This is a genomic window from Clostridium carboxidivorans P7, assembly GCF_001038625.1.
In the GTDB taxonomy this organism is placed as follows: Bacteria; Bacillota; Clostridia; order Clostridiales; family Clostridiaceae; genus Clostridium_AM; species Clostridium_AM carboxidivorans.
On sequence record NZ_CP011803.1, the window covers coordinates 1767726 to 1787902 of the forward strand.

23 protein-coding genes are annotated in these 20177 nt (G+C 27.4%); 5 read left to right on the plus strand and 18 right to left on the minus strand.

The window, feature by feature from the left end; all coding sequences use genetic code 11:
• The first annotated feature begins 9 nt into the window (after window positions 1-9).
• Window positions 10-546 carry a nitroreductase family protein gene (locus Ccar_RS07650; RefSeq protein WP_007061612.1) on the plus strand — a complete coding sequence of 179 codons (537 nt, stop codon included), beginning with the start codon at window positions 10-12 and terminating at the stop codon, window positions 544-546.
• Window positions 547-683: 137 nt separating this feature from the next.
• On the opposite strand, the gene Ccar_RS07655 is transcribed toward Ccar_RS07650, so the two are convergent.
• The 8 genes from Ccar_RS07655 to Ccar_RS07690 form a co-directional block, all read right to left on the minus strand.
• Window positions 684-1466, minus strand: coding sequence for a hypothetical protein (locus Ccar_RS07655; protein WP_007064711.1), 783 nt, complete (start codon window positions 1464-1466; stop codon window positions 684-686).
• Window positions 1467-1484: 18 nt separating this feature from the next.
• Window positions 1485-1799: a hypothetical protein gene (locus Ccar_RS07660; RefSeq protein ID WP_007064710.1), complete on the minus strand. Its 315-nt coding sequence runs from the start codon at window positions 1797-1799 to the stop codon at window positions 1485-1487.
• A gap of 215 nt (window positions 1800-2014) precedes the next feature.
• Window positions 2015-3403, minus strand: a complete 1389-nt coding sequence (locus Ccar_RS07665; RefSeq protein ID WP_007061609.1) for a glycoside hydrolase family 1 protein — start codon at window positions 3401-3403, stop codon at window positions 2015-2017.
• Entirely contained in the window at window positions 3400-3720 is a 321-nt protein-coding gene (locus Ccar_RS07670) for a PTS sugar transporter subunit IIA (protein WP_007061608.1), read from the minus strand. Before Ccar_RS07670 ends, Ccar_RS07665 begins: the two co-directional genes overlap by 4 nt.
• A gap of 33 nt (window positions 3721-3753) precedes the next feature.
• Window positions 3754-5091 carry a PTS cellobiose transporter subunit IIC gene (gene celB / locus Ccar_RS07675; RefSeq protein ID WP_007061607.1) on the minus strand — a complete coding sequence of 446 codons (1338 nt, stop codon included), beginning with the start codon at window positions 5089-5091 and terminating at the stop codon, window positions 3754-3756.
• A gap of 50 nt (window positions 5092-5141) precedes the next feature.
• Window positions 5142-5447, minus strand: coding sequence for a PTS sugar transporter subunit IIB (locus tag Ccar_RS07680; protein WP_007061606.1), 306 nt, complete (start codon window positions 5445-5447; stop codon window positions 5142-5144).
• A gap of 216 nt (window positions 5448-5663) precedes the next feature.
• Window positions 5664-8411, minus strand: coding sequence for a sigma-54-dependent transcriptional regulator (locus Ccar_RS07685; protein ID WP_007061605.1), 2748 nt, complete (start codon window positions 8409-8411; stop codon window positions 5664-5666).
• Window positions 8412-8535: 124 nt separating this feature from the next.
• Window positions 8536-9498 (minus strand): DMT family transporter, encoded by a 963-nt coding sequence (locus Ccar_RS07690; RefSeq protein WP_007061604.1) that lies wholly within the window; start codon window positions 9496-9498, stop codon window positions 8536-8538.
• Between the two features lie 183 nt (window positions 9499-9681).
• Here Ccar_RS07690 and Ccar_RS07695 point away from each other — a divergent pair, with 183 nt between their 5' ends.
• The gene (locus tag Ccar_RS07695) at window positions 9682-10542 is read left to right on the plus strand and encodes a LysR family transcriptional regulator (protein WP_007064708.1); all 861 of its coding nucleotides are present in this window, start codon (window positions 9682-9684) and stop codon (window positions 10540-10542) included.
• 29 nt (window positions 10543-10571) lie between these two features.
• On the opposite strand, the gene Ccar_RS07700 is transcribed toward Ccar_RS07695, so the two are convergent.
• From Ccar_RS07700 to Ccar_RS07710, 3 genes are all read right to left on the minus strand, one after another.
• Window positions 10572-11003 carry a hypothetical protein gene (locus Ccar_RS07700; protein ID WP_007061602.1) on the minus strand — a complete coding sequence of 144 codons (432 nt, stop codon included), beginning with the start codon at window positions 11001-11003 and terminating at the stop codon, window positions 10572-10574.
• 12 nt (window positions 11004-11015) lie between these two features.
• On the minus strand, window positions 11016-11564 hold the full coding sequence (locus tag Ccar_RS07705) for a LytTR family DNA-binding domain-containing protein (RefSeq protein ID WP_007061601.1): 549 nt from the start codon (window positions 11562-11564) through the stop codon (window positions 11016-11018).
• Between the two features lie 272 nt (window positions 11565-11836).
• The gene (locus Ccar_RS07710) at window positions 11837-12133 is read right to left on the minus strand and encodes a hypothetical protein (RefSeq protein WP_007061600.1); all 297 of its coding nucleotides are present in this window, start codon (window positions 12131-12133) and stop codon (window positions 11837-11839) included.
• A 60-nt stretch (window positions 12134-12193) separates the two neighbouring features.
• Between Ccar_RS07710 and Ccar_RS07715 the strand changes: the two genes are divergently transcribed.
• Together Ccar_RS07715 and Ccar_RS07720 are read left to right on the plus strand one after the other, a co-directional pair.
• Complete coding sequence (locus Ccar_RS07715; RefSeq protein WP_007061599.1) at window positions 12194-13147, plus strand: AEC family transporter; 954 nt, start codon at window positions 12194-12196, stop codon at window positions 13145-13147.
• A gap of 161 nt (window positions 13148-13308) precedes the next feature.
• Complete coding sequence (locus tag Ccar_RS07720; protein WP_007061598.1) at window positions 13309-13527, plus strand: DUF3892 domain-containing protein; 219 nt, start codon at window positions 13309-13311, stop codon at window positions 13525-13527.
• Between the two features lie 63 nt (window positions 13528-13590).
• Here the strand turns inward: Ccar_RS07720 and Ccar_RS07725 are convergent, their stop codons facing one another.
• Entirely contained in the window at window positions 13591-14496 is a 906-nt protein-coding gene (locus Ccar_RS07725) for an NUDIX hydrolase (protein ID WP_007064707.1), read from the minus strand.
• Between the two features lie 196 nt (window positions 14497-14692).
• The gene (locus Ccar_RS07730; protein WP_007061596.1) at window positions 14693-15544 is read right to left on the minus strand and encodes a DegV family protein; all 852 of its coding nucleotides are present in this window, start codon (window positions 15542-15544) and stop codon (window positions 14693-14695) included.
• Window positions 15545-15820: 276 nt separating this feature from the next.
• Here Ccar_RS07730 and Ccar_RS07735 point away from each other — a divergent pair, with 276 nt between their 5' ends.
• Window positions 15821-16837, plus strand: coding sequence for an AI-2E family transporter (locus tag Ccar_RS07735; RefSeq protein ID WP_007064706.1), 1017 nt, complete (start codon window positions 15821-15823; stop codon window positions 16835-16837).
• A 161-nt stretch (window positions 16838-16998) separates the two neighbouring features.
• Here the strand turns inward: Ccar_RS07735 and Ccar_RS07740 are convergent, their stop codons facing one another.
• The 5 genes from Ccar_RS07740 to Ccar_RS07760 form a co-directional block, all read right to left on the minus strand.
• Complete coding sequence (locus Ccar_RS07740; RefSeq protein ID WP_007061594.1) at window positions 16999-18045, minus strand: HD-GYP domain-containing protein; 1047 nt, start codon at window positions 18043-18045, stop codon at window positions 16999-17001.
• Window positions 18046-18332: 287 nt separating this feature from the next.
• Window positions 18333-18764, minus strand: coding sequence for an MOSC domain-containing protein (locus Ccar_RS07745; protein WP_007061593.1), 432 nt, complete (start codon window positions 18762-18764; stop codon window positions 18333-18335).
• 32 nt (window positions 18765-18796) lie between these two features.
• Window positions 18797-19267: a cyclic pyranopterin monophosphate synthase MoaC gene (gene moaC / locus Ccar_RS07750; RefSeq protein ID WP_007061592.1), complete on the minus strand. Its 471-nt coding sequence runs from the start codon at window positions 19265-19267 to the stop codon at window positions 18797-18799.
• Window positions 19268-19288: 21 nt separating this feature from the next.
• Window positions 19289-19777 (minus strand): MogA/MoaB family molybdenum cofactor biosynthesis protein, encoded by a 489-nt coding sequence (locus Ccar_RS07755; RefSeq protein ID WP_007061591.1) that lies wholly within the window; start codon window positions 19775-19777, stop codon window positions 19289-19291.
• A gap of 110 nt (window positions 19778-19887) precedes the next feature.
• On the minus strand, window positions 19888-20160 hold the full coding sequence (locus tag Ccar_RS07760) for a hypothetical protein (protein WP_007061590.1): 273 nt from the start codon (window positions 20158-20160) through the stop codon (window positions 19888-19890).
• Window positions 20161-20177: the final 17 nt, after the last annotated feature.

Below are 20177 nucleotides of genomic sequence, written 5' to 3' on the forward strand. Positions count from 1 at the left end.
AACATATTTATGAATAATTATTTTGATCTAATTAATAAAAGGGAAAGTTGCAGAAATTATATAGATAAACCAGTTGAAAAAGAAAAGCTAATAGCTTGCATAGAAGCATGTAGAATTGCTCCTTCTGCCTGCAATGGTCAGCCGTGGAAATTCATAGTTGTAAACAATAAAGAACTATCACCTAAAGTCGCAAAATGTCTTCAAAACTTAGTTATGAATAAATTTACAGATAAGTGTCCAGCATTTATTATAATATTAGAAGAAAAATCGGATATTAAAGCTCGCATTGGAGGAACTATTAAAAATCAAGATTACTCTTCTATAGACATTGGTATTGCAACTGCTCATTTATGTCTTGCAGCTACTGAATTGGGATTATCTACATGCATTATGGGTTGGTTTAATGAAAAAGAATTAAAAACACTATTAAGCATACCAAAATCTAAAAGAATCAGATTAGTAGTAAGTATTGGCTATTCTGCTGATAAAAAGCTTAGAAATAAAATACGTAAAAGCATAGATGAAATTTCTCTATTTATAGATTAATCTAAAAAGCATGTTCTATCTTTTATGGATTAAGTAAAAATTGAAAATAAGGTTTAGTATCTTTTATACATAAAAAGTACTCTTTTGTGGAAACAATTTAAATGATAAAAAAATTTTTCCACAAAGAGTACTCCTTATTATTCCTTTTTACTAAAATTCTTAATTTCCTTTGTTCTTAAATCCACTTCTATTCTATATTGAACACTAGAGTTATTCTTAGCCTGTTCTGCATCCTTGTCTTTATAGTAAGTTACATATATTGAACAAGTATTGTTATACATATCAAAATCTATACTTGGCTTGTATCCACTCAGAACTTTATTCATATCTACTTTTTTATTTATAATATCATATATATCATTTATATCTAGCTTACTTTTATCATATGAAAAAGCATATTTATCAAATCTATAGCTTTTATTTCTGCTGCAGTAAATTCCTGAAATTTGTTGATTATCAAGATCTATAGGGATACTAATCCTATGTTCAACATTATTAATCAAGCCTTTATTAATTTTTATATATTCCATACTCAATCTAGGTTTTTTGTTAATTATATTTTGTGAACCATTTATATACCCATTGATTCCATTTAGTTTAGCTTTTTTATTAATTTTTAAAGCTTGAGAATCAGTAATTTTAAGTGCTTCCTTCAAAGTGGTAACTTTTTTATCCAAATATATGGTATTATTGTAATAAGTAGATTTATGCACCTTAACAATTGCACATATAATAAATAGTAAAATGCTTATTAATATAACTACATCTTTCTTTTTTATCCATTTATCTTCAATATTTAAAGATAATGCTTCACTTTGTAAATCTTTATTTGATTTTTTTGAGATTTTCTTTTTATTTTTCTTTTTTGTTGTTTTAAATACTCCAGATCTAAATTCTTCATGCCTGCTTCCTTTTAACATTGCAATATCCTTTCTCTATTAATTTTTCTTCATATATTTAAGCTTTCTTATAGTATTTCTTCTATTTAAGAATTCTGATTTTGCTTTTAAAGCATGTACAAAACTAACAATCCAAAAAATATACCAAATTTTATAAGCTATATCTCCTTGATCAAGCATTGTCAGAATAAAAGGTATAGCATACACTAATGCTGCATATATTAGTCTTTTATTTTTAGATGCAAAACCTGCATATATAAAAAATAACCAATTAGACACAAATGCTATAAATACAAAAATTATTGCTAATATACCTCGATCCATTGTTGTAAAATAAATGTCACCGAAATTCACCTTATATCTCACTCCTTATATAATTTATTTCAAATTTTTTCAGAACACTATTGAGTATAGTTTAAGTACATAGAATACTTTACTACAAAGAAAAGACAATGACAACATTGTAAATTTTATGGTAAACCAGTAAAATATGTGGTATAAAAAATAGAAATCAAAATACCTCTTATTATTTAAGATATTTTGATTTCTATGTTAATATATATATAATTTTAAAAGCCATTATTTTTAGAAACTTCTTTTATCCAATAAGCACTTTTCTTTAAAGTTCTTTTTTGTGTTTTTAAATCTAATTGCACAAATCCATATCTATTTTTATAAGCATTACTCCATGACCAACTATCTATAAATGTCCACATATGATATCCTTTCACATTGCAGCCCTCTTGTATGGATTTATGAAGCCATTTTAAATGTTCCTTAACAAAATCTATTCTATAACTGTCATCAATAATACCATCTTTAATAAATCTTTCTTCATTTTCAACTCCCATACCATTTTCTGACACATAACATTCTATATTGCCATAATTATTTTTTAAATTAATCATTATATCATATATACCTTTTTCATAAATTTCCCAACCTCTGTAAACATTCATTTTTCTTCCTGGCATTTCATAGTTGTCAAAAAAAGTTTCTGGCATCATTGGTGCATTAGGATTAGGCATATTTTCCTTTGCTTTTACTCTCCTTGGCATATAATAGTTAACTCCAAGAAAATCCACTAGATTATTCTTTATCAATTCTTTATCACCATTCTCTACACAAGGTAATAAATCATTTTCTTTAAACAACTGTATAAGTTCTTTAGGATATTCTCCTTTTACTACTGGCTCTAAAAAACTTCTATTATATATTAAATCTGCTATATTAGCCGCTTCTAAATCAGCTATATTACTGCTTCTAGGATATGATGGTGTTAAATTTAGGACTACACCTATCTTACCATTTTGTATATTTAAACTTTTAAATTCTTTAACTGCTTTACAATGGGAAACCATAGTATTAAAACCTACTTGAATTCCTCTTTTAAAGTCTACTATATTAGGATAATGGAAATCGTGTAAATATCCACCCTCTACGGGAACTATTGGTTCATTATGTGTAATCCACACCTTTACTCGATCACCAAATAATTTAAAACAAGTCTTTGCATATTCACCATATGCATCTACTACTTCCCTGCTTTCCCATCCACCTTTGTACTGCATTTCTAGAGGCATATCAAAATGATATAATGTTACAAAAGGCTCTATGTTATTTTTTATTAATTCGTTTATTACATTATTATAAAACTCTACTGCCTTTTCATTTATTCTTCCAGTTCCATCTGGAATCAATCTAGACCAGGAAATTGAAAACCTAAATGAATTATGGCCTATTTCCTTCATCAGTTTTATATCTTCTTTATATCTATGATAAAAATCTGATGCAACTTCTGATGATATACCTTGAAAAAATCTATTAGGTTCTTTTTCATACCATAAATCCCATATACTTAATCCCTTATCATCTTCTCTTCCTGCTCCCTCCATTTGGGTTGCAGAAGCTGCACTTCCCCACCAAAAATTTTTTGGAAATTTATATTTAATACTCATATTGTCTCTCCCACCTTAACTTTATATAGTTCTACTATTTCTGTTGCTAAATCTCTAACTGTCATAGCTGTCATAAGGTGATCCTGCGCATGTACAAGTAAAATATTTACTGGTTTTGATTCACCATTTGCTTCAGCTTGAATTAATTTAGTTTGAAATTCATGAGCCTTTCCAAGTTCTTCTGATGCTTTTTTTATTAGTTCATCCGCTTTTTCATAATTACCTTTTTTAGCTTCTTGTATTGCTTCCATAGAATAAGATCTTCCATTTCCTGCATATAATATTAATTCAAATGGTACATTCTCTAATTCTTCCATTTCACACACCTCTAATTTTTCTTTTATTTTTGTTTAAGTTGTTAAATTGTTTTCATTTTTTATACTTTTATTTTTTGCTTTTTCAATAGCTTCTTTTGCTTCTTTTTCAGCTTTTTTGTATTGTTTGTCTATAGTAAGTATGAATGGTAACCAGATTAAAAGTACAACTGTAAAATTGAAAAGCTGTAAAATTCCACCTCTAAGTGAATTTGTGGCCAGCACTCCACTAAAGAATATTGGTATTGTCCATGATACTTCAACTCCTGTAGTCTGTGGAACTATTCCTGTTGCCATAGCAAAATAAGTAATAACTGTTACTACCATTGGAGCCAGAATCCAAGGTATTATTATCATTGGGTTTAAAACTATTGGAAATCCAAATATTACAGGTTCATTAACATTAAATATTCCTGGTGGAGTAGCTATTTTACTTAACTCCTTAAGTTGTTTACTTCTTGCAAATATTAATATTCCCACAAGTACAGCAAGTGTCATACCAGTTCCACCCATTGAAACAGTAAAGGTATCCATAAACTGTTTGGTAACTATGTGAGGTAAATGTTTTGCTCCTGCAGTAAAAGCTTGATAATTTTCTAAAGACAATGATCTCCATATTGGCTCTAAAGCAGAATTTATTAAAATTTGTCCATGTAATCCACAGAACCAGAATAACTGAGTAAATAATATTGCCACTAAAGTAGCAGGCAAACTAGATCCTAGTGCCATTAAAGGAGTTTGTACAAATCTATATATAAAATCATGCATATTGCCCCAAGGAGTAAACATAAATATTATTTTTATGATTAAGAAAAAACTTAATGTTATAAATGCTGGTATTAGTGAAGCAAAAGATTTTGATACTGCTTCAGGTACTCCTTCTATCATCTTAATTGTCCAATTTTTTTGTACAATTCTTCTATAAATTTCAGTTGCTATAAATGCTGCAATCATTCCAACAAATAATCCTTTAGCACCTAGTCTATCAAATGCAAGTACTGAATCTACAATCTCCTTTTTTCCTTTAACTACAGTAGGAGTTAATATGATAAATGCAGCAACTGATACAGCTGCTCCATAAACTGCTTCTATTTTGTAATGCTTGCTTAAATTATATCCTATACCAAACACCACAAACAATGCCATGATTGACATTGTAGAATTATTAGCTGCTCCTAAATAATTGGCCAATACTGCCATTTGGTCCTTTGACCACCATGGTAAATTTGCTATAACTACAAATACAGATCCAAATATAATTAAAGGTAACGTTAACATAAATGCGTCTCTTATAACTGTCAAATATACATTATTATTCATTTTTTCTGCTACCGGCATCAAATATTTGTCGATAATCTCCATAAACTTTTTCATGAATTTTCACTCCTTTACCTATTAAACGTTATCAATTTGCTCCTTGAAAATTATTTTTTTATAAGATCTATAGCTGCATCCAAAATTGCATTACCATCACATCTTCCATAATCCATTGGCTTAATAATATCCATATTTATACCTATTTCTTTTGCCATTGTTTCAAATTTCTGTTTTAAAAATCTCATTTGAGGTCCTATTAATAAAACATCTGCCTTTTTCATTTCTTCTTCTACTTTGTCTTGAGCAACAGCCCAAATTTTACACTCTATGTTTCTCTTTGCTGCTGCCTCCTGCATTTTTTTTACTACTAAACTTGTAGACATTCCTGATGAACATGCTAATAAAATATTCATAATAATTCCCCCTAAATAATATTTTTATCTTTGCTTATCTATATAGCAAAACACGTGCCAAATAAGAAAACATAGGAAATTTGCCCTATGCTTTCTTTACCCTTTATACACATTTTTAAAATACTATACACATGATGTTTTTTATTAATGTGTATAATGTTTATTTATACACATTATATTTTTATACAAGTTTATTTTTATACACATGCTAATTTTTTATATATTTACTATATTTAAAATTATAATTAATATATGGCAAAATTCATCATCCGAAAATTTGATATTATAAAACCTTTCTATTGGTCTTAATGATTCCTTTAAGAAATTATACTCTTTGGAATAACTCATTACTTTTTGTTTTCTTATACATTTAGGTGTATCTTCTTTATTAATCAATCTAATTATGGCACAAGCTAAATGAAGTATTAATCCTGAAACCATATATATATCTATATTATCAGTTATATTTTCTCTTACATTATCTAAAAAATTTATGCACAAAGGCTTAAAATCACTCATACTTAATTCCTTAATTTCATTTCCTAAGCTTTGAAATATTTCATTATAGAAGTTTTCTAATGTTTTCACTCTGTTTACTATATCCTTTAGTCTTGTATAATTGGAATCTAAAAAAAGTTCCGAAACAGGTATAAATGGTATTCCATACACATTAGGATTTACAGTTCCAACTACAGCAATTATTTTCTTGTTTTTAGATAATATATTTATAGTATTATACATCTCTTTCCTATCGCTAGCTGATAATGGAACTATTTGTATATCCTTTGATGCTAAATTTATTTTTTCTTCAATCATATTTTTTACCTTAATGGCACTACCTTCACCTGTAATACAATTTGTTATTATTATGTTATCCTTTCTTGGTATATAAGTTTCACTTAAACTTATATTATAATTATTTAAAAAACTTACTGATTGTTTAGCTTCTTCACATATAATATTTATATTATTATTAGTAAGAGCTTTTCTTGCACATTCAATAACAAGCAATGTAGACACCATATCAATTACTCTTATTTCAATCCCCGTTTCTTCACTTATAAGTTCTCCAAACATTCCTAAAGATCCCATATCTACCAAAAGCATTACTCCTGATCCTTGATGATTTGTTATTATAAAATCTTTAAGCTCTATATAAGCTGTTTGTGGATTTTTATCTAACGTCATATCATAAGCATATACATTGTCACCACCTACCAATTTATTAGCCACTTCAGCCATAGATGAAGCTGTACTTTTTCCATGCATGGCAACTACAATGATAGGCTTATAAGCTATCCTATCTCCCTCCAAATCATCTACACATAAAAACATAGCAATAAACTCTATTTCTTCTGATGGTATTTTAATATTAAATTCATCTTCTAATTTGTCTACTAAAATTAATGCTAATTTATATTCTTCTCTATCTTTTTCTACTATTTCATTTAAATTATGATTAATTAAATTTTTATTATGAATTATCCTTTCAATACTTGAACTAATATGAAGGCATAATCCATAAAATATCTTAACTGGGAAAACCTTTTTCATTTTCTTTGATGCAATGTCTAAAAATTTTTCTACTATATTGATTATTCTCTTATCTACTATTTTAGATAATTCTTCTTTTTTTACTTCTTGTTCAAATTCGCCTACATATTTTTTAAAATACTTTTTTATATCAAAAGCCATTAAAAAATTAATATCATTTTCTTCTATACCACGCTCTTTAAGTTCCTGTATCCTTTTTTCAATACTTTCATAAAAATTATTAGGTAAGGATTTGTCATTTATTTTGATCTTATGTTTGGTTATCTTAGAATTAAAATTCAATTCAATATCTTCATTAATTATTTTATCTAATACTTCTGAATTTTGTTTATATAATAATAATCCTTGTCTTACATTATTCAAAAAGTCTGTGCTGTGTACTTCTATTTTTTTCTTACCTTTAGACACATACTTTAAAAATGCATTGGCACATCCAAGCTGTATATCACCTTTTAATTGTCCTATGTTGCCTGTACAATTATAAAGAAGCAAAGCTCTTATTGTGTTAGTTGATACAAATATTTCTCTTCCAATCCTTTCTGATTCTGTCCTAAAAAATTCACAAATAAGTTCGAATCTTTCCTCCAAACTTCTGTCTTTAAGCATTGGTATATTTATTGTTATAGGAATTCTTCTAGTAAATGTGCTTAAAAGCACACTATCCACATTCTCCGTAGTTGCGCATATTATACGCACCTTACTAATTTTCTTTTTCTCTATATCGCCTAAAGGTGTATATATTCCTTTATCAATTAACATAAATAACATTTCTTGACCTTCAGGAGGCAATCTATGGATTTCATCTAAAAACAATATTCCTCCATTAGCTTTATCCACAAGACCATCTTTATCTTTATTAGCACCTGTAAAGGCACCTTTTTTACTTCCCAAAAGATGTGCTAGTATTAACTGAGGATTATTGGCATAATCTGCGCAGTTAAAAGCTACAAAAGGACTATTTATAGGAATAACCGCTTTTTCTATTGCAAATTTATACATAACTTCAGCAAACATTGTTTTTCCAACACCAGTTGGACCTAAAAGCAAAGTATGCAATCCATTAGGAGGGTACAAAATAGCAGCTTTAGCTTGTTCAATACATTTTTTTAAACTTCTATTTCCACCAATAAGGGTATTAAAATTTGCAGAATTTCTTTTAAATTTTTTATCATCTTCATGTTCTCCTTCATACAAATTTATAGAATATATAATAGGTTTTCCCTTTATTTTAAAAATCTTTCCTTGTTTACATAGCATATTTAGTATACTGCTTACATTTGTTCTTTGAAGAGACAAACTATCCGCAATTTCTTTAGTACTGCAGCCTAGAACTTCAGTCAATCCTTTTCTTTTTTGTTCTTTACATTTATCATACAAATACTTAAATATAATATCTTCTGATTTTCTCATAGTTTATCACCTTCTATTCCACACTATTTTTACCATGTAAGTAAATTATATCATATGACATTTAAAAGAGACTGTTATAATTAAAATAACAATCTCTTTTATTTTATAAATAGCTTTTAAAATTTTATACTAATTCTTCTTTTACTTTGGCAGTTTCTAATCCTGTTCGCTTCTTATTAGATATAAACGTTATAGATGAACTTATGACAATTAAAACAATTCCTACAATTGTATTTAAATTAATAACCTCTCTTAAAATGATTAAAGCCAGTATTGGTGCTAATGCAGGTTTTATATAAAACACTAAAGAAGCAGTAGCTGCAGACGTTTTCTCCATTGCTAACAAATAAAAAGTATAACCTAACCCAGTTACAAACACTCCTACAAAAATCAATCCAGGTATACTAGATAATGTAATTCCCTTTAAAATTGGTATATCCGAGAAAACCTTAAATTTAGACTGCTGGATTATTTGTGCTACAAAACTTATTTTACTTATTAGTATGATCAAAAACATTTCAGCACTTCCCATAAGAAAGCAAAAACAAGTTTGCACAACACCACCATACTTCTTACTATATTTCTTTCCAATTACACCATATAAAGCAAAAGTAACAGCAGCTAAAATAGTAAACAAAATGCCATACATATTATTAGTCATATGAAATGGATTCATAATAGTTATAATTGCTATAATGCTTATAACTAATGATGCAATTGTAGTTTTGTATATTTTCTCACTAAGCATAAAATAAGCAAAAAGTATTACAAATATTGGATTACAACTAAATAATATTGCAACAATAGATGCTTTACTATATAAAATAGCTAATTGATAAAAAGTCATACTTACTACAACACATATAAATCCTAAAAGTGCAAATACTTTAAAGTCATCTTTTTTTAATGAAATTTCTCTATCTTTTAAACCTTTTAAAGCTGCTGGAAGAAGTATAACTGCTCCTATTAAAAATCTTAAAAAAGTTAACTGTATTGGATTAAATTGACCTGAAACTAACTTTAATGCTACCTCCATACTACTAAATAAAATTGTTGCTAAAATAATACTAACATATCCCTGTTTCACAAAAATTACCCCCTACATAAAATATTGTTTTCATAAAAACATCAAACTTTTTTCTAAATATTTTTAATACTTAATTATTTATGTTTACTATTTTAGTATAGCAAAATACTACTTATAAAAAAAATACTTATAATATATAATATATATATACAAATTATATATATTATAGAAAGGATTACTAATATGGATATTAAGCAGCTTAAATATTTTTTAACCATTGCCAGAGAAGGCACTTTAACTAATGCATCTAAAAAGCTTCATATAGCTCAACCTCCTCTAAGCTATCAATTGAAAATGCTTGAAAATGAAATTGGTATAAAATTAATTGAAAGGACTACTAGAAAATCTCAATTAACAGATGCAGGGAAATTCTTATATAATCGCAGCGAAAAAATTGTTGAATTAGTTGAAACTACGCTTAAAGAATTAAAAGATTTTAACAAAGGCATTGAGGGAACTTTAGCTATTGGAACCATTGCTTCTACAGCTTCAATCCTACCTGAAAAGATAAATGACTTTCATAAACTCTATCCGAAAGTAAATTTTCAAATAAGAGAAGGAAACAGTACTAGAATATTAGATCTTTTAAATAATGGAATTATACAAATAGGAATTATTAGGTGTCCTTTTGATTCTAAAAATCTTAAATACAAATCTTTATCCAAAGAACATATGCTGGCCGCAATACATAGTAATTTCTTGTCTTCAACAAAGAAAAAAAAGATTAGCTTAATTGAGCTTAAAAATTTACCTTTGATAATACATGTTAGATTTAAATCCATGATAGTTGATGCTTGCAGCGGACTTAATTTCACTCCAAATATATTTTGTGAAACTGATGATGTAAGATCTATGCTAACCTGGGCTACTACAGGTATGGGAATAGCTATAGTTCCTAAATCTACTGTAAATCTTATTCCAAATATAAATTTGACATATAAAGAAATTACTAATCCCAATTTAGTAACTGAAACCTTTTTAGTTTGGTTAAATAATAGTTATATGTCCAATACCATGAAAAACTTTTTAAAAATGCTTACTTAAATATAAAGACTGTGGACAACGCCACAGCCTTACTTTTGCGAAAACTGTTTTTTCTTATTTACTAGTTTTGAATTAAGTTCTAAACATTTTTTATAAGAATAATAGCAAAGGCTCATACCAAGAAATTCTGCTGATATTACAATTGACATTAGTCTTACTATAGAAATATTAATATTTTGAATAAAATATAAATAAATAGATGGTGTGCTAGAAATAATTCCTATTATCATAAACACTGCTATAAATGCTATTTTTATATCCATTTCTTTCATCTCAAATATGTATATAAAAGTGAACATTGATATTGTTCCAATAAAGGCACCAATCAAAGAATCAGTAATTAATGTAGCTACTACCATACTACTCATATTTGTAATAGTTACTTCAAGCATACCAACAAATAATCCGATAAGAGAAGATACAAATAAATTAAATAAGAAATCCTTTAAATTTTCTTTCATAACTAAAACACCTCAAAACCCAAGAAATTTTTTAAATTCAGTTAAATATTTTCTTGTAACATAAATTTCTTCATTTATGTCTATTATTTTTAATATAAGTTTGCTGTTAAACCACGAAATAATACGATCTACTTTAACTATATTTACAATAAAGCACTTGCTTATCCTTATAAAACCCTTACTTTGTAATCTTTCTTCCAGCTCATAAAGCTTTTCTTTAACCTTATATTTTTTATTCTCTGTCCTGCAAAAAACATCATTTCCCATAGCTTCAAAATAGTAAATATCATCATAAGTTAATACTTTAAGCTCATCATCATCACATTTTCCTGTTATTACATTTTTAAAATCTTCTTTATTTGAGTTCATATAATCCAAATAGTCCATCAAAACATTTATTGATTCCATATCAAAATATATTCCTATTTTGCCTTTCTCTAATTCAAATCCTCTTTCAATTATGCATACTTTAGAATCCTTACTAATTGTTATTTTTCTATTACTAAGAATTTCTTCTATAATTCTCCTAAGATTTTCCGAACAAATTAAATCCATTTCCATACTAAAACCTCATTTTATACAATTTAAACTTTGTTAAATCATATTATTATAATGAATTTTCTATAAAACATTATTTAAAATTTATGATTCTATTTTATTACATTTCATAAATTTTAACTATACATTTCTTTTAAAATGCATTATTCAACATACAAGATACATTATTTAAGCTTTAAAGAATATTATATAAATTAATATTTGAAAACTTTCAAAATAAAATAGGCACAGATTTTTACCATGTCTACTTTATAAATAATATGATTTAAGATTAATTAAACTTTAAATTTTGAAGCAAAATCTTTTAAGTTCTCTGCACTCTGTTTTACATTATATGCTTCATTTCTCACTTGACTTGCCCTATCTTTTATTTGTGACAATTTATCAGCAATATCATTTGTACCTTCTGACCCATCATTACTTGATTTTGATATTCTATCAATTGATTCTGAAACAATTTTTATGGATGCTAAAAGTTCTTCCGAAGTTGAACTTAATTCTCTAACTAAATCATTAATATATATTGCATCTTTTTCATAGTTTTCTCCTACAAGAATATTAAACTTTGACATGCAATCAATTTATGTAGTAGGATAATAAAATAACTATATACTTAGAAAGAAGGATTACAAATGAATAATTTAATTTTCAGTTTTAATGTTATTATGCCTATTTTTTTAGTAGTTTTCTTAGGCTATTTTCTAAGGAAAATTAATATGATAGATGATTCTTTTGTGAATATGGCAATTAAATTTAATTTTAGAGTGGGACTAGCAACTCTTCTTTTTAAAAACATATATACTGCCAAGTTCAGCAACGTATTTAATATAAAGCTTATTTTATTTGTATTTTTATGCATAATTATTTCTATCGCAGCACTTTGGTTAATAGTTCCTATGTTTATTAAAGATAAAAAAAGAATTTCTGCTATGATACATACTATATATAGAAGTAACTTTGTACTTCTTGGTATTCCTCTAGGAATAAATATGTTTGGACAAGGTCATATAGCTTCTATAGCGATTTTGCTACCTATAACAATACCTACATATAATTTTTTTGCTGTACTAATTCTTTGTGCCTTTGGTGAAAATGAAAATAAAAACACCATAGACAAAATTAAGGCCACTGCAATAGGTGTAATAAAAAATCCACTTATTATAGCTTCTTTCTTAGGAATTATATTTCAAGTTTCTTCTATTAAATTGCCTATATTTATTGACAGGGCAGTGTCTGATGTGGCTTCTTTAGGAACACCTCTAGCATTAGTAACTTTAGGTGCACAATTTAAATTTGACAGTGCACTTAAAAATTTAAAATATTCCATAATAGCTACAATAGGAAGACTTATACTGTTACCAGGTATAATTATTATTCTTGCAATACTTGTAGGCTTTAGAGGATATGAATTAGGTGCTATTTTTATTCTATTCTCTGCACCATCTGCAGTTTCTTCATATGTCATGGCAAAGGAAATGAACTCTGACTATGAACTTACAGGCGATGTAGTACTTCTAACGACATTTTTTTCAATGTTTACAATTTTTGCAGGAATTTATATGCTTAAAGCAACTTCACTCATTTAGTAGAATTATTTTGTATACTGTATTGAGAAATTAATGTAAGCCATTAAGATATGATTAATTTAATATTTCCGACAACAGATATATAATAGATTTTAATAATGAAATGTAAACTGCATATAATATAGTTTGTAGCTATATTATAGATAGGAGTTGAATTTTTCATGAAGATAACTAAAGTTAGAAAAAATGCTGATGGTGACATAACAAATGTAATAACTGATGATGGTACTGAAATGGCCGTAAACAAAGCTGTAGCCTTGGCAAAATTAGGACGAATAGACTCTGTCGTTGTAAGAAAAAATAGAAATGGAAATGATGTTATAGCATCTTCTTCTAACAGTAGCCAGGAAAATGACTTAGACAATTTGCCTACTTTTTAGTTAAAAATTAAAACACAATATTTCTTCTCTAAAGCAATAGAGACTGTTTTTCATTAACATTCTCTATTGCTTTAGAAAAAATAATATCATTACATAAACCATTTTATTTATTAAATTTCCTTTCCTATTAGGTTTTACCATAGGTAAAATCTTCTTTGTAAAACTTTTCTTAAGTAAAGTCCTGTTTAAAATAACTTCATAAATCTTCTGAAGTTCTGTTAATGTAAAACGTTTTGGCAAAAACAAAAAAGCTATGGGTGTATATTCTATTTTATTTTTCAAACTTTCTAGTGCAGCATCTATAATTTTCACATGATCAAAAGCCAATTCTTCCTTACTAAAACTTAAAGGCTCATATTCTGACTTCTTGTTAGGCATAATACCATTTTTAATATATTTTTCAGTAACCTTATATACTATTTTATTTTCTTCATCATCAGATGTTAATATTAAATTATATATATCCTTTTTTTCATCTTTTTCTTTAATGGAAAATATAAATTCTTTTTTTACAGAAAACCATTTTACATCACTGGCATCATCTCCAGCCTTAGGCTTTATACTATTTTTATCTACTAAGGCCATATAAGATATTGATATAACTCTCATTCTGGGATCTCTTTTTATATCATCCCCCCAAGTGTACAGCTGTTCCAAATATATATTTTCTACACTTGTTTCTTCTTTTAATTCTCTGTAAGCTGCTTCATTTAAAGCTTCATCTATATTTACAAAACCACCTGGGATTGCAAAACACTCCATATAAGGATGATTTCCTCTTTTTATTAGAAGAATTTTAAGCTCTTTTTCAGATGATTTTTTTACATCATCATCTACTAATTTATCATCCATTGTAAAAAGCAGCATATCAACAGTATTAGATGGCTTTTCATAATTTCCTGGTTTATAACCTTCTAAAAACTCCTTTTCAGTTAATCCATCTTTATTTTTAAGTAACATATTTCTCATAAATGTTTCATCCTTTCGTTAAACTTATTTCCAATTTTTCCACAATGTTATCATCATTTAAGTAATAAATCAATAATTTGTTTACTCTGTAAAATAGTATATACTAACACAATATGTTTTAACATTCTATGCATATATAAAAAATAGCAAGTCAAGCATAAAACTACGCTAACTGGCTATTTTTATATACTCCTACTCAAAAATCCAATTCTCTCATTATTACAAGTCCTAAAAGTCCTGGTCCTGTATGTACTCCTGCTACAGGACTTATATCTCCCATACCAAGAAAAGTTATGTTAGGTAATGATTTAAAAGCTTCATACATTTTTTTACATTCATTTTCAGCACCACCATGCATAACCCAAATTCTGCATTTCGAAGAAACTAATATGTCTTTTACAATATCCATCAACTTATTTAAAGCCTTTTTGCTTCCTCTAACTTTTGCATAAGTATAGTATATTCCAGAAGAATCTATTGATATTATTGGTTTTATATTTAAAAGTTCACCTACAGTACCTGAAACCTTACCTATTCTTCCTCCAACAATAAGATACTTTAATGTATCAACAGCATAAAATACAGATATACTGTCTCTTATTTTAGGCAAAACTTCCACTATTTCTTCATAAGTTTTACCACTTTCTAAAAGTTCACCACACTTTATCAATATAGCTCCTGCACCTAAAGTTAAAGACTTGGAGTCAAAAACTGTAGTTATAATATTAGGATAGTTTTCACTTACTAACTTTAATGTGCTGTATGTACCTGATAACCCTGAAGAAATAGGTACTATAATAGCATGTGTATATCCTTCAGTTTCTAATTGTTCAAAAAGCTTTTCCATATCCTGCATAGATGGTAATGATGTATGAGGAATTTCTTTTTCTAAATTATCATAAACTTCTTTAGGTGTTATATTTACCCTATCTATATATTCTTTATCCTTATAAACTATCCTTAATGGTAATACTTTTATATTGTACTTATTAATTATATCTTTATCTAAATCAGATGTACTATCTGTAACTAACGCAATTTTAGTCATTATAATTAGCCGCCTCCCTTGTTATCAAGTATATTATATATCATATTGTTAATATATATCAATAGTGGAATATCAATGTTCATATGCATTCATCTTATATTAATGTTAAAATATAATATTCATATCAAATATTGTATTTTAAGTATATTACTTATACAATATGGGCGCTATATTTTTCTTTAAAATTACAAATTATATATTGTAATTTTTTAAAAATAACATTATATTAGAATATACAGGAAGAAAAACTAAAACTTTAATCTAAGGAGACTTTTTATGGACTTTTTAAAAGAATTTTTTTCAAAAGAATCTACTAAGAGATTTCTATTTTTTGTTGTTTTAATAATAATTTTGTATTTGGTGAAATCTTTATTAAATATGCTATTGCTAACTTTTCTATTTACTTACTTAATGAATAGTTTGCAAGGTGTAATTGTAAGGCAATTAAAAAAAATTACTCCTGTAAGAGAAAAACTTATTACAATTCTTTTGTACACTTTATTATTTACTTCTATAGTTTTAATAATAGTAAATTATATACCTTTACTTATTACTGAAACTAAATCTCTGTTAAATCAGCCTATATTTGATTTTAATACTAATTCTAATTCAGACATTATTCAAAAATACTTAGTAAGTGCATTTCAACAAATTGACTTACAAAAGTATGTAAAATCAGGTTTTGATATTACAGTTCAGCTAGCTGCCAATATTGGAAAATGGAGTGCTAATGTATTCCTTGCTATAATGTTAAGCTTATTCTTTATGCTAGAAAAGAATAAAATTATTACTTTCTTAGAAAAGTTTAAAACAAGCAAAGTAAGTGTTATGTTTAAATACTTTAGCTTTTTTGGAAATAACTTTTTAAATTCCTTTGGTAAGGTAATACAAGCTCAAATTGTAATAGCTTTTGCAAATACCATAATTTCTGTTATTATGCTTTCTATATTAAAATTCCCTCAATTAATTTCATTGGGATTTATGATATTTATATTAAGTTTAGTTCCAGTAGCAGGAGTTATAATTTCACTTATACCACTTTCATTAATTGCATTTAAAATAGGTGGATTTACTAAGGTTTTATATGTGTTAATTATGGTAGCAGTAGTTCATTCACTTGAAAGTTATGTTTTAAACCCTAAATTGATGTCAGCTAAAATTGAATTGCCTATATTCTTTACTTTTATAATACTTATAGCTTCAGAACATTTTATGGGAGTATGGGGATTACTTATAGGTATTCCACTTGTAATGTTCATATTGGACTTACTTGATGTAAAAGTAAATGATTAGCTCATCATATTATTCTAAAATTATTACAAAATAAAAGCTATGAAACTAAATATAATAAAATGTACCTTAAAGTAGATCATTTTAAAAATCTATTTTTTAGGTACATTTTTATTATTTCCTTATTTCATAATTTTTATATAAAATTAATTTCACAATTTCCATTACATATCTTCTACAGCAACAATGGTTACATTTCTTAAATTCCAATCATAAGTTAAATCATATACTTCTTGAGTTTCTACATTTCTAACTTTAGGACGAATAGAACATTCTTCATTATTTTCTATTACAATAACCTTTTCTCCATTGCTCAATCTTAAAATTGATCCTATAGGATATGGTGCCACCCTTCTAAGAAATACTTTTACTAACTTTGGATCAAACATTTGTCCATTATTAGCCATTATGTATTCTATGGCTTCTGAAGGTATACATGCCTTTCTTGTAGGTGCTTCTGTAACTAACTTATCATAGGCATCACAAAGACATATAATTCTTCCAAACTGTGATATCTCCTCTCCTTTTTTACCATCAGGATAGCCTTTTCCATCAAATCTTTCATGATGCTGAAGCACACCTACATAAGATGTAACAGGTATAGTATAATATTGCTTTATGTATCTATATCCAAGTTCAGCATGGCTTTCAACTAACTTTTCTTCTTCTTGTGTTAATTTTTCAGTCTTATTCAGCACATCTTTAGCTATAAACACTTTACCAATATCATGTAATAATCCTGCCGCTGTTAACTTTTCTATTTTCTTACTATCTAAATTAAGTCCTACTCCAACCACTGCTGCTAGCACACCTACATTTAAACAATGAGTGTACATATAATCATCAAAAGTTTTAATATCTATCATATTTATCATTATATTTTTGTTGCGTAAAATTTCAAACATAATACTTTTAGCTATATTTTCAACCATATTTATTGTTCTTCCTATATTACGGGAATTGTTATATATACTTTTAATGGATTTAATTGCTTCAATTCTAAGTTCATCTGAAATTATATTTTGTACTACTATGTCAGAAGATATATTATCATCTATATAAACACCATTAACACCTATTTTTATAAGACTAGCTATATATTCCTCAGTTAAAATTACATCTTCGGCTAAAAGTACAACACCTTCAGTAGAATATATGTTTTTGCCAAGCTTCATACCTTCCTTAAGGCATAGTACTGGAATGTATCTCATACTTACTATTTCCTCCAATTCTTAATCATATATTATAATTATCGAACTAATTAAAGATAGCTTTATTTTTAATTTTTACCATTTAATAATAAATATCTATTGATATTTATTATTAAATGGTATATAATATATTTAATCCATTATATTCAGAAAGTAGTTGTACCCCACATCCATTAATTTTTGATTTTTAAGATCCCCCAAAAAAAATTACTACTTTCTGAATACTTTTTTATATAAATAAATCCTTTAATAGTATGTTAACCTATTAAAGGATTATTTTAATTATCTTAAACTCTTTCTATTGTATCTCCTGATTTTATATAACCACCTTTTAAAACTTTTGTAAATATACCTTCCCTTGGCATAATACAATCGCCTACCTGACTACGTATAGCACATCCTTTATGGCATTCTTTTCCTATTTGAGTCACTTCCATTAAAGTTTCACCTATTTTAAGCTTAGTTCCAATTGGAAGTTCATATAAAGTTATACCTTCTGTAGTTATATTTTCTGCAAATTTACCACTACTTAATCCTTCTACTCCCATAGCTTTCATTTTATCAATACTTTCCTTCGAAAGTAAACTAACCTGCCTATGCCAGTCCCCAGCATGAGCATCTCCCTCTAATCCATGATTTTCTTTAAAATAACCTCTTTCTATAGGTTTTTTTATAACTCCCTTAACTTCACTTATATTTACAGCAACAACTTTAGCCATTTCTTCATTCCTCCTGATATATAATTTGAAAATTAGCGTTGAAATACTCCCGATTTCCCTCCACTTTTTCGCATGAGCATAATATCTGATATTACCATTCCTCTATCTATGGCTTTACACATATCATAAATGGTAAGTGCAGCCACTGAAACTGCAGTAAGAGCTTCCATTTCAATTCCGGTTTTTCCTACAGTTCTAGCTACTGCTTCAATATCTATCTTCAAATTTTCAAAATCTAAATTAAATCTAATGTCACATCCTGATATCATAATTGGATGACACATTGGAATAATATGTGACGTATTTTTAGCTCCCATTATAGCACCAACCTGTGCCACTGAAAGTACATCACCTTTTTTTATTCCACCATCATTAATTCTTTTAAGAGTTTCCTCTTTCATATATATGGAACCTTTTGCTATTGCTTCTCTTTCGGTATCATTTTTTTCACTTACATCAACCATTTTAGCTCTTCCTTCATCGTTTATATGTGTAAGTTCCATGTTCTTCCTCCTTTTTTTATACTATCTTGCACACTCTGAAGCCTTACCTGTCAATATATCTATTCCATGTGGAAGTGCAGGTAGTACTGCTTGCAAATTTTCCACTGCTCCCTTAGGGCTGCCAGGCAAATTAATAATTAGAGTATCGTTTCTTATACCTGCAATTGCTCTTGAAAGCGCAGCTTTAGGAGTTACTTTTAATGATTCACTTCTCATAACCTCTCCTATGCCAGGTACATATTTTTTTATCACTTTCATTGTAGCCTCAGGGGTCACATCTCTTTTTGAAAAACCTGTGCCTCCATTAGTTAGTACTAAATTTACTTTTAAATCATCAGAAAGATATACTAATTCTTCTACTATTTTGTCCAATTCATCGGGTATAATTTTATAGTAGTCTATACTATAATAATTTGGATCTAACATATTCTTTAATGCTTCTCCCGTTCCATCCTCTCTTTCTCCTCTAGATCCTTTATCACTTACAGTAATTATGGCTGTCTTTATCATTTTATCCCCACCTAACAATGAAAATTTATATTTTAGATTTATGTAATATTCTTAAACCTATAATACATGAATTTTCAAAATTTTGCAATGTAACACTTAAATTTAGTGTACTATACTTCCTTATAATCTACATCCACAATTTTCTTTTCAGAAAGGTCAAATTCATCCTTTTCATCATATATTGTACTATTTCTCTCAAACGTTTCTTCCTTTATGTTCTTTTGATTTTTCCAACTTTTAATTTTTTTAATTACTTTACTAAATGCCCATAAAACAAGACCAATCAACGCTACCCAAGGTAAAATTCTAATAAATAAAACAAACACTATTATCCCAATTGCTATTTTAAACATTCCTGAAAAATTTTTATTTACAAAATCCATAATTAACAAACCTCTTT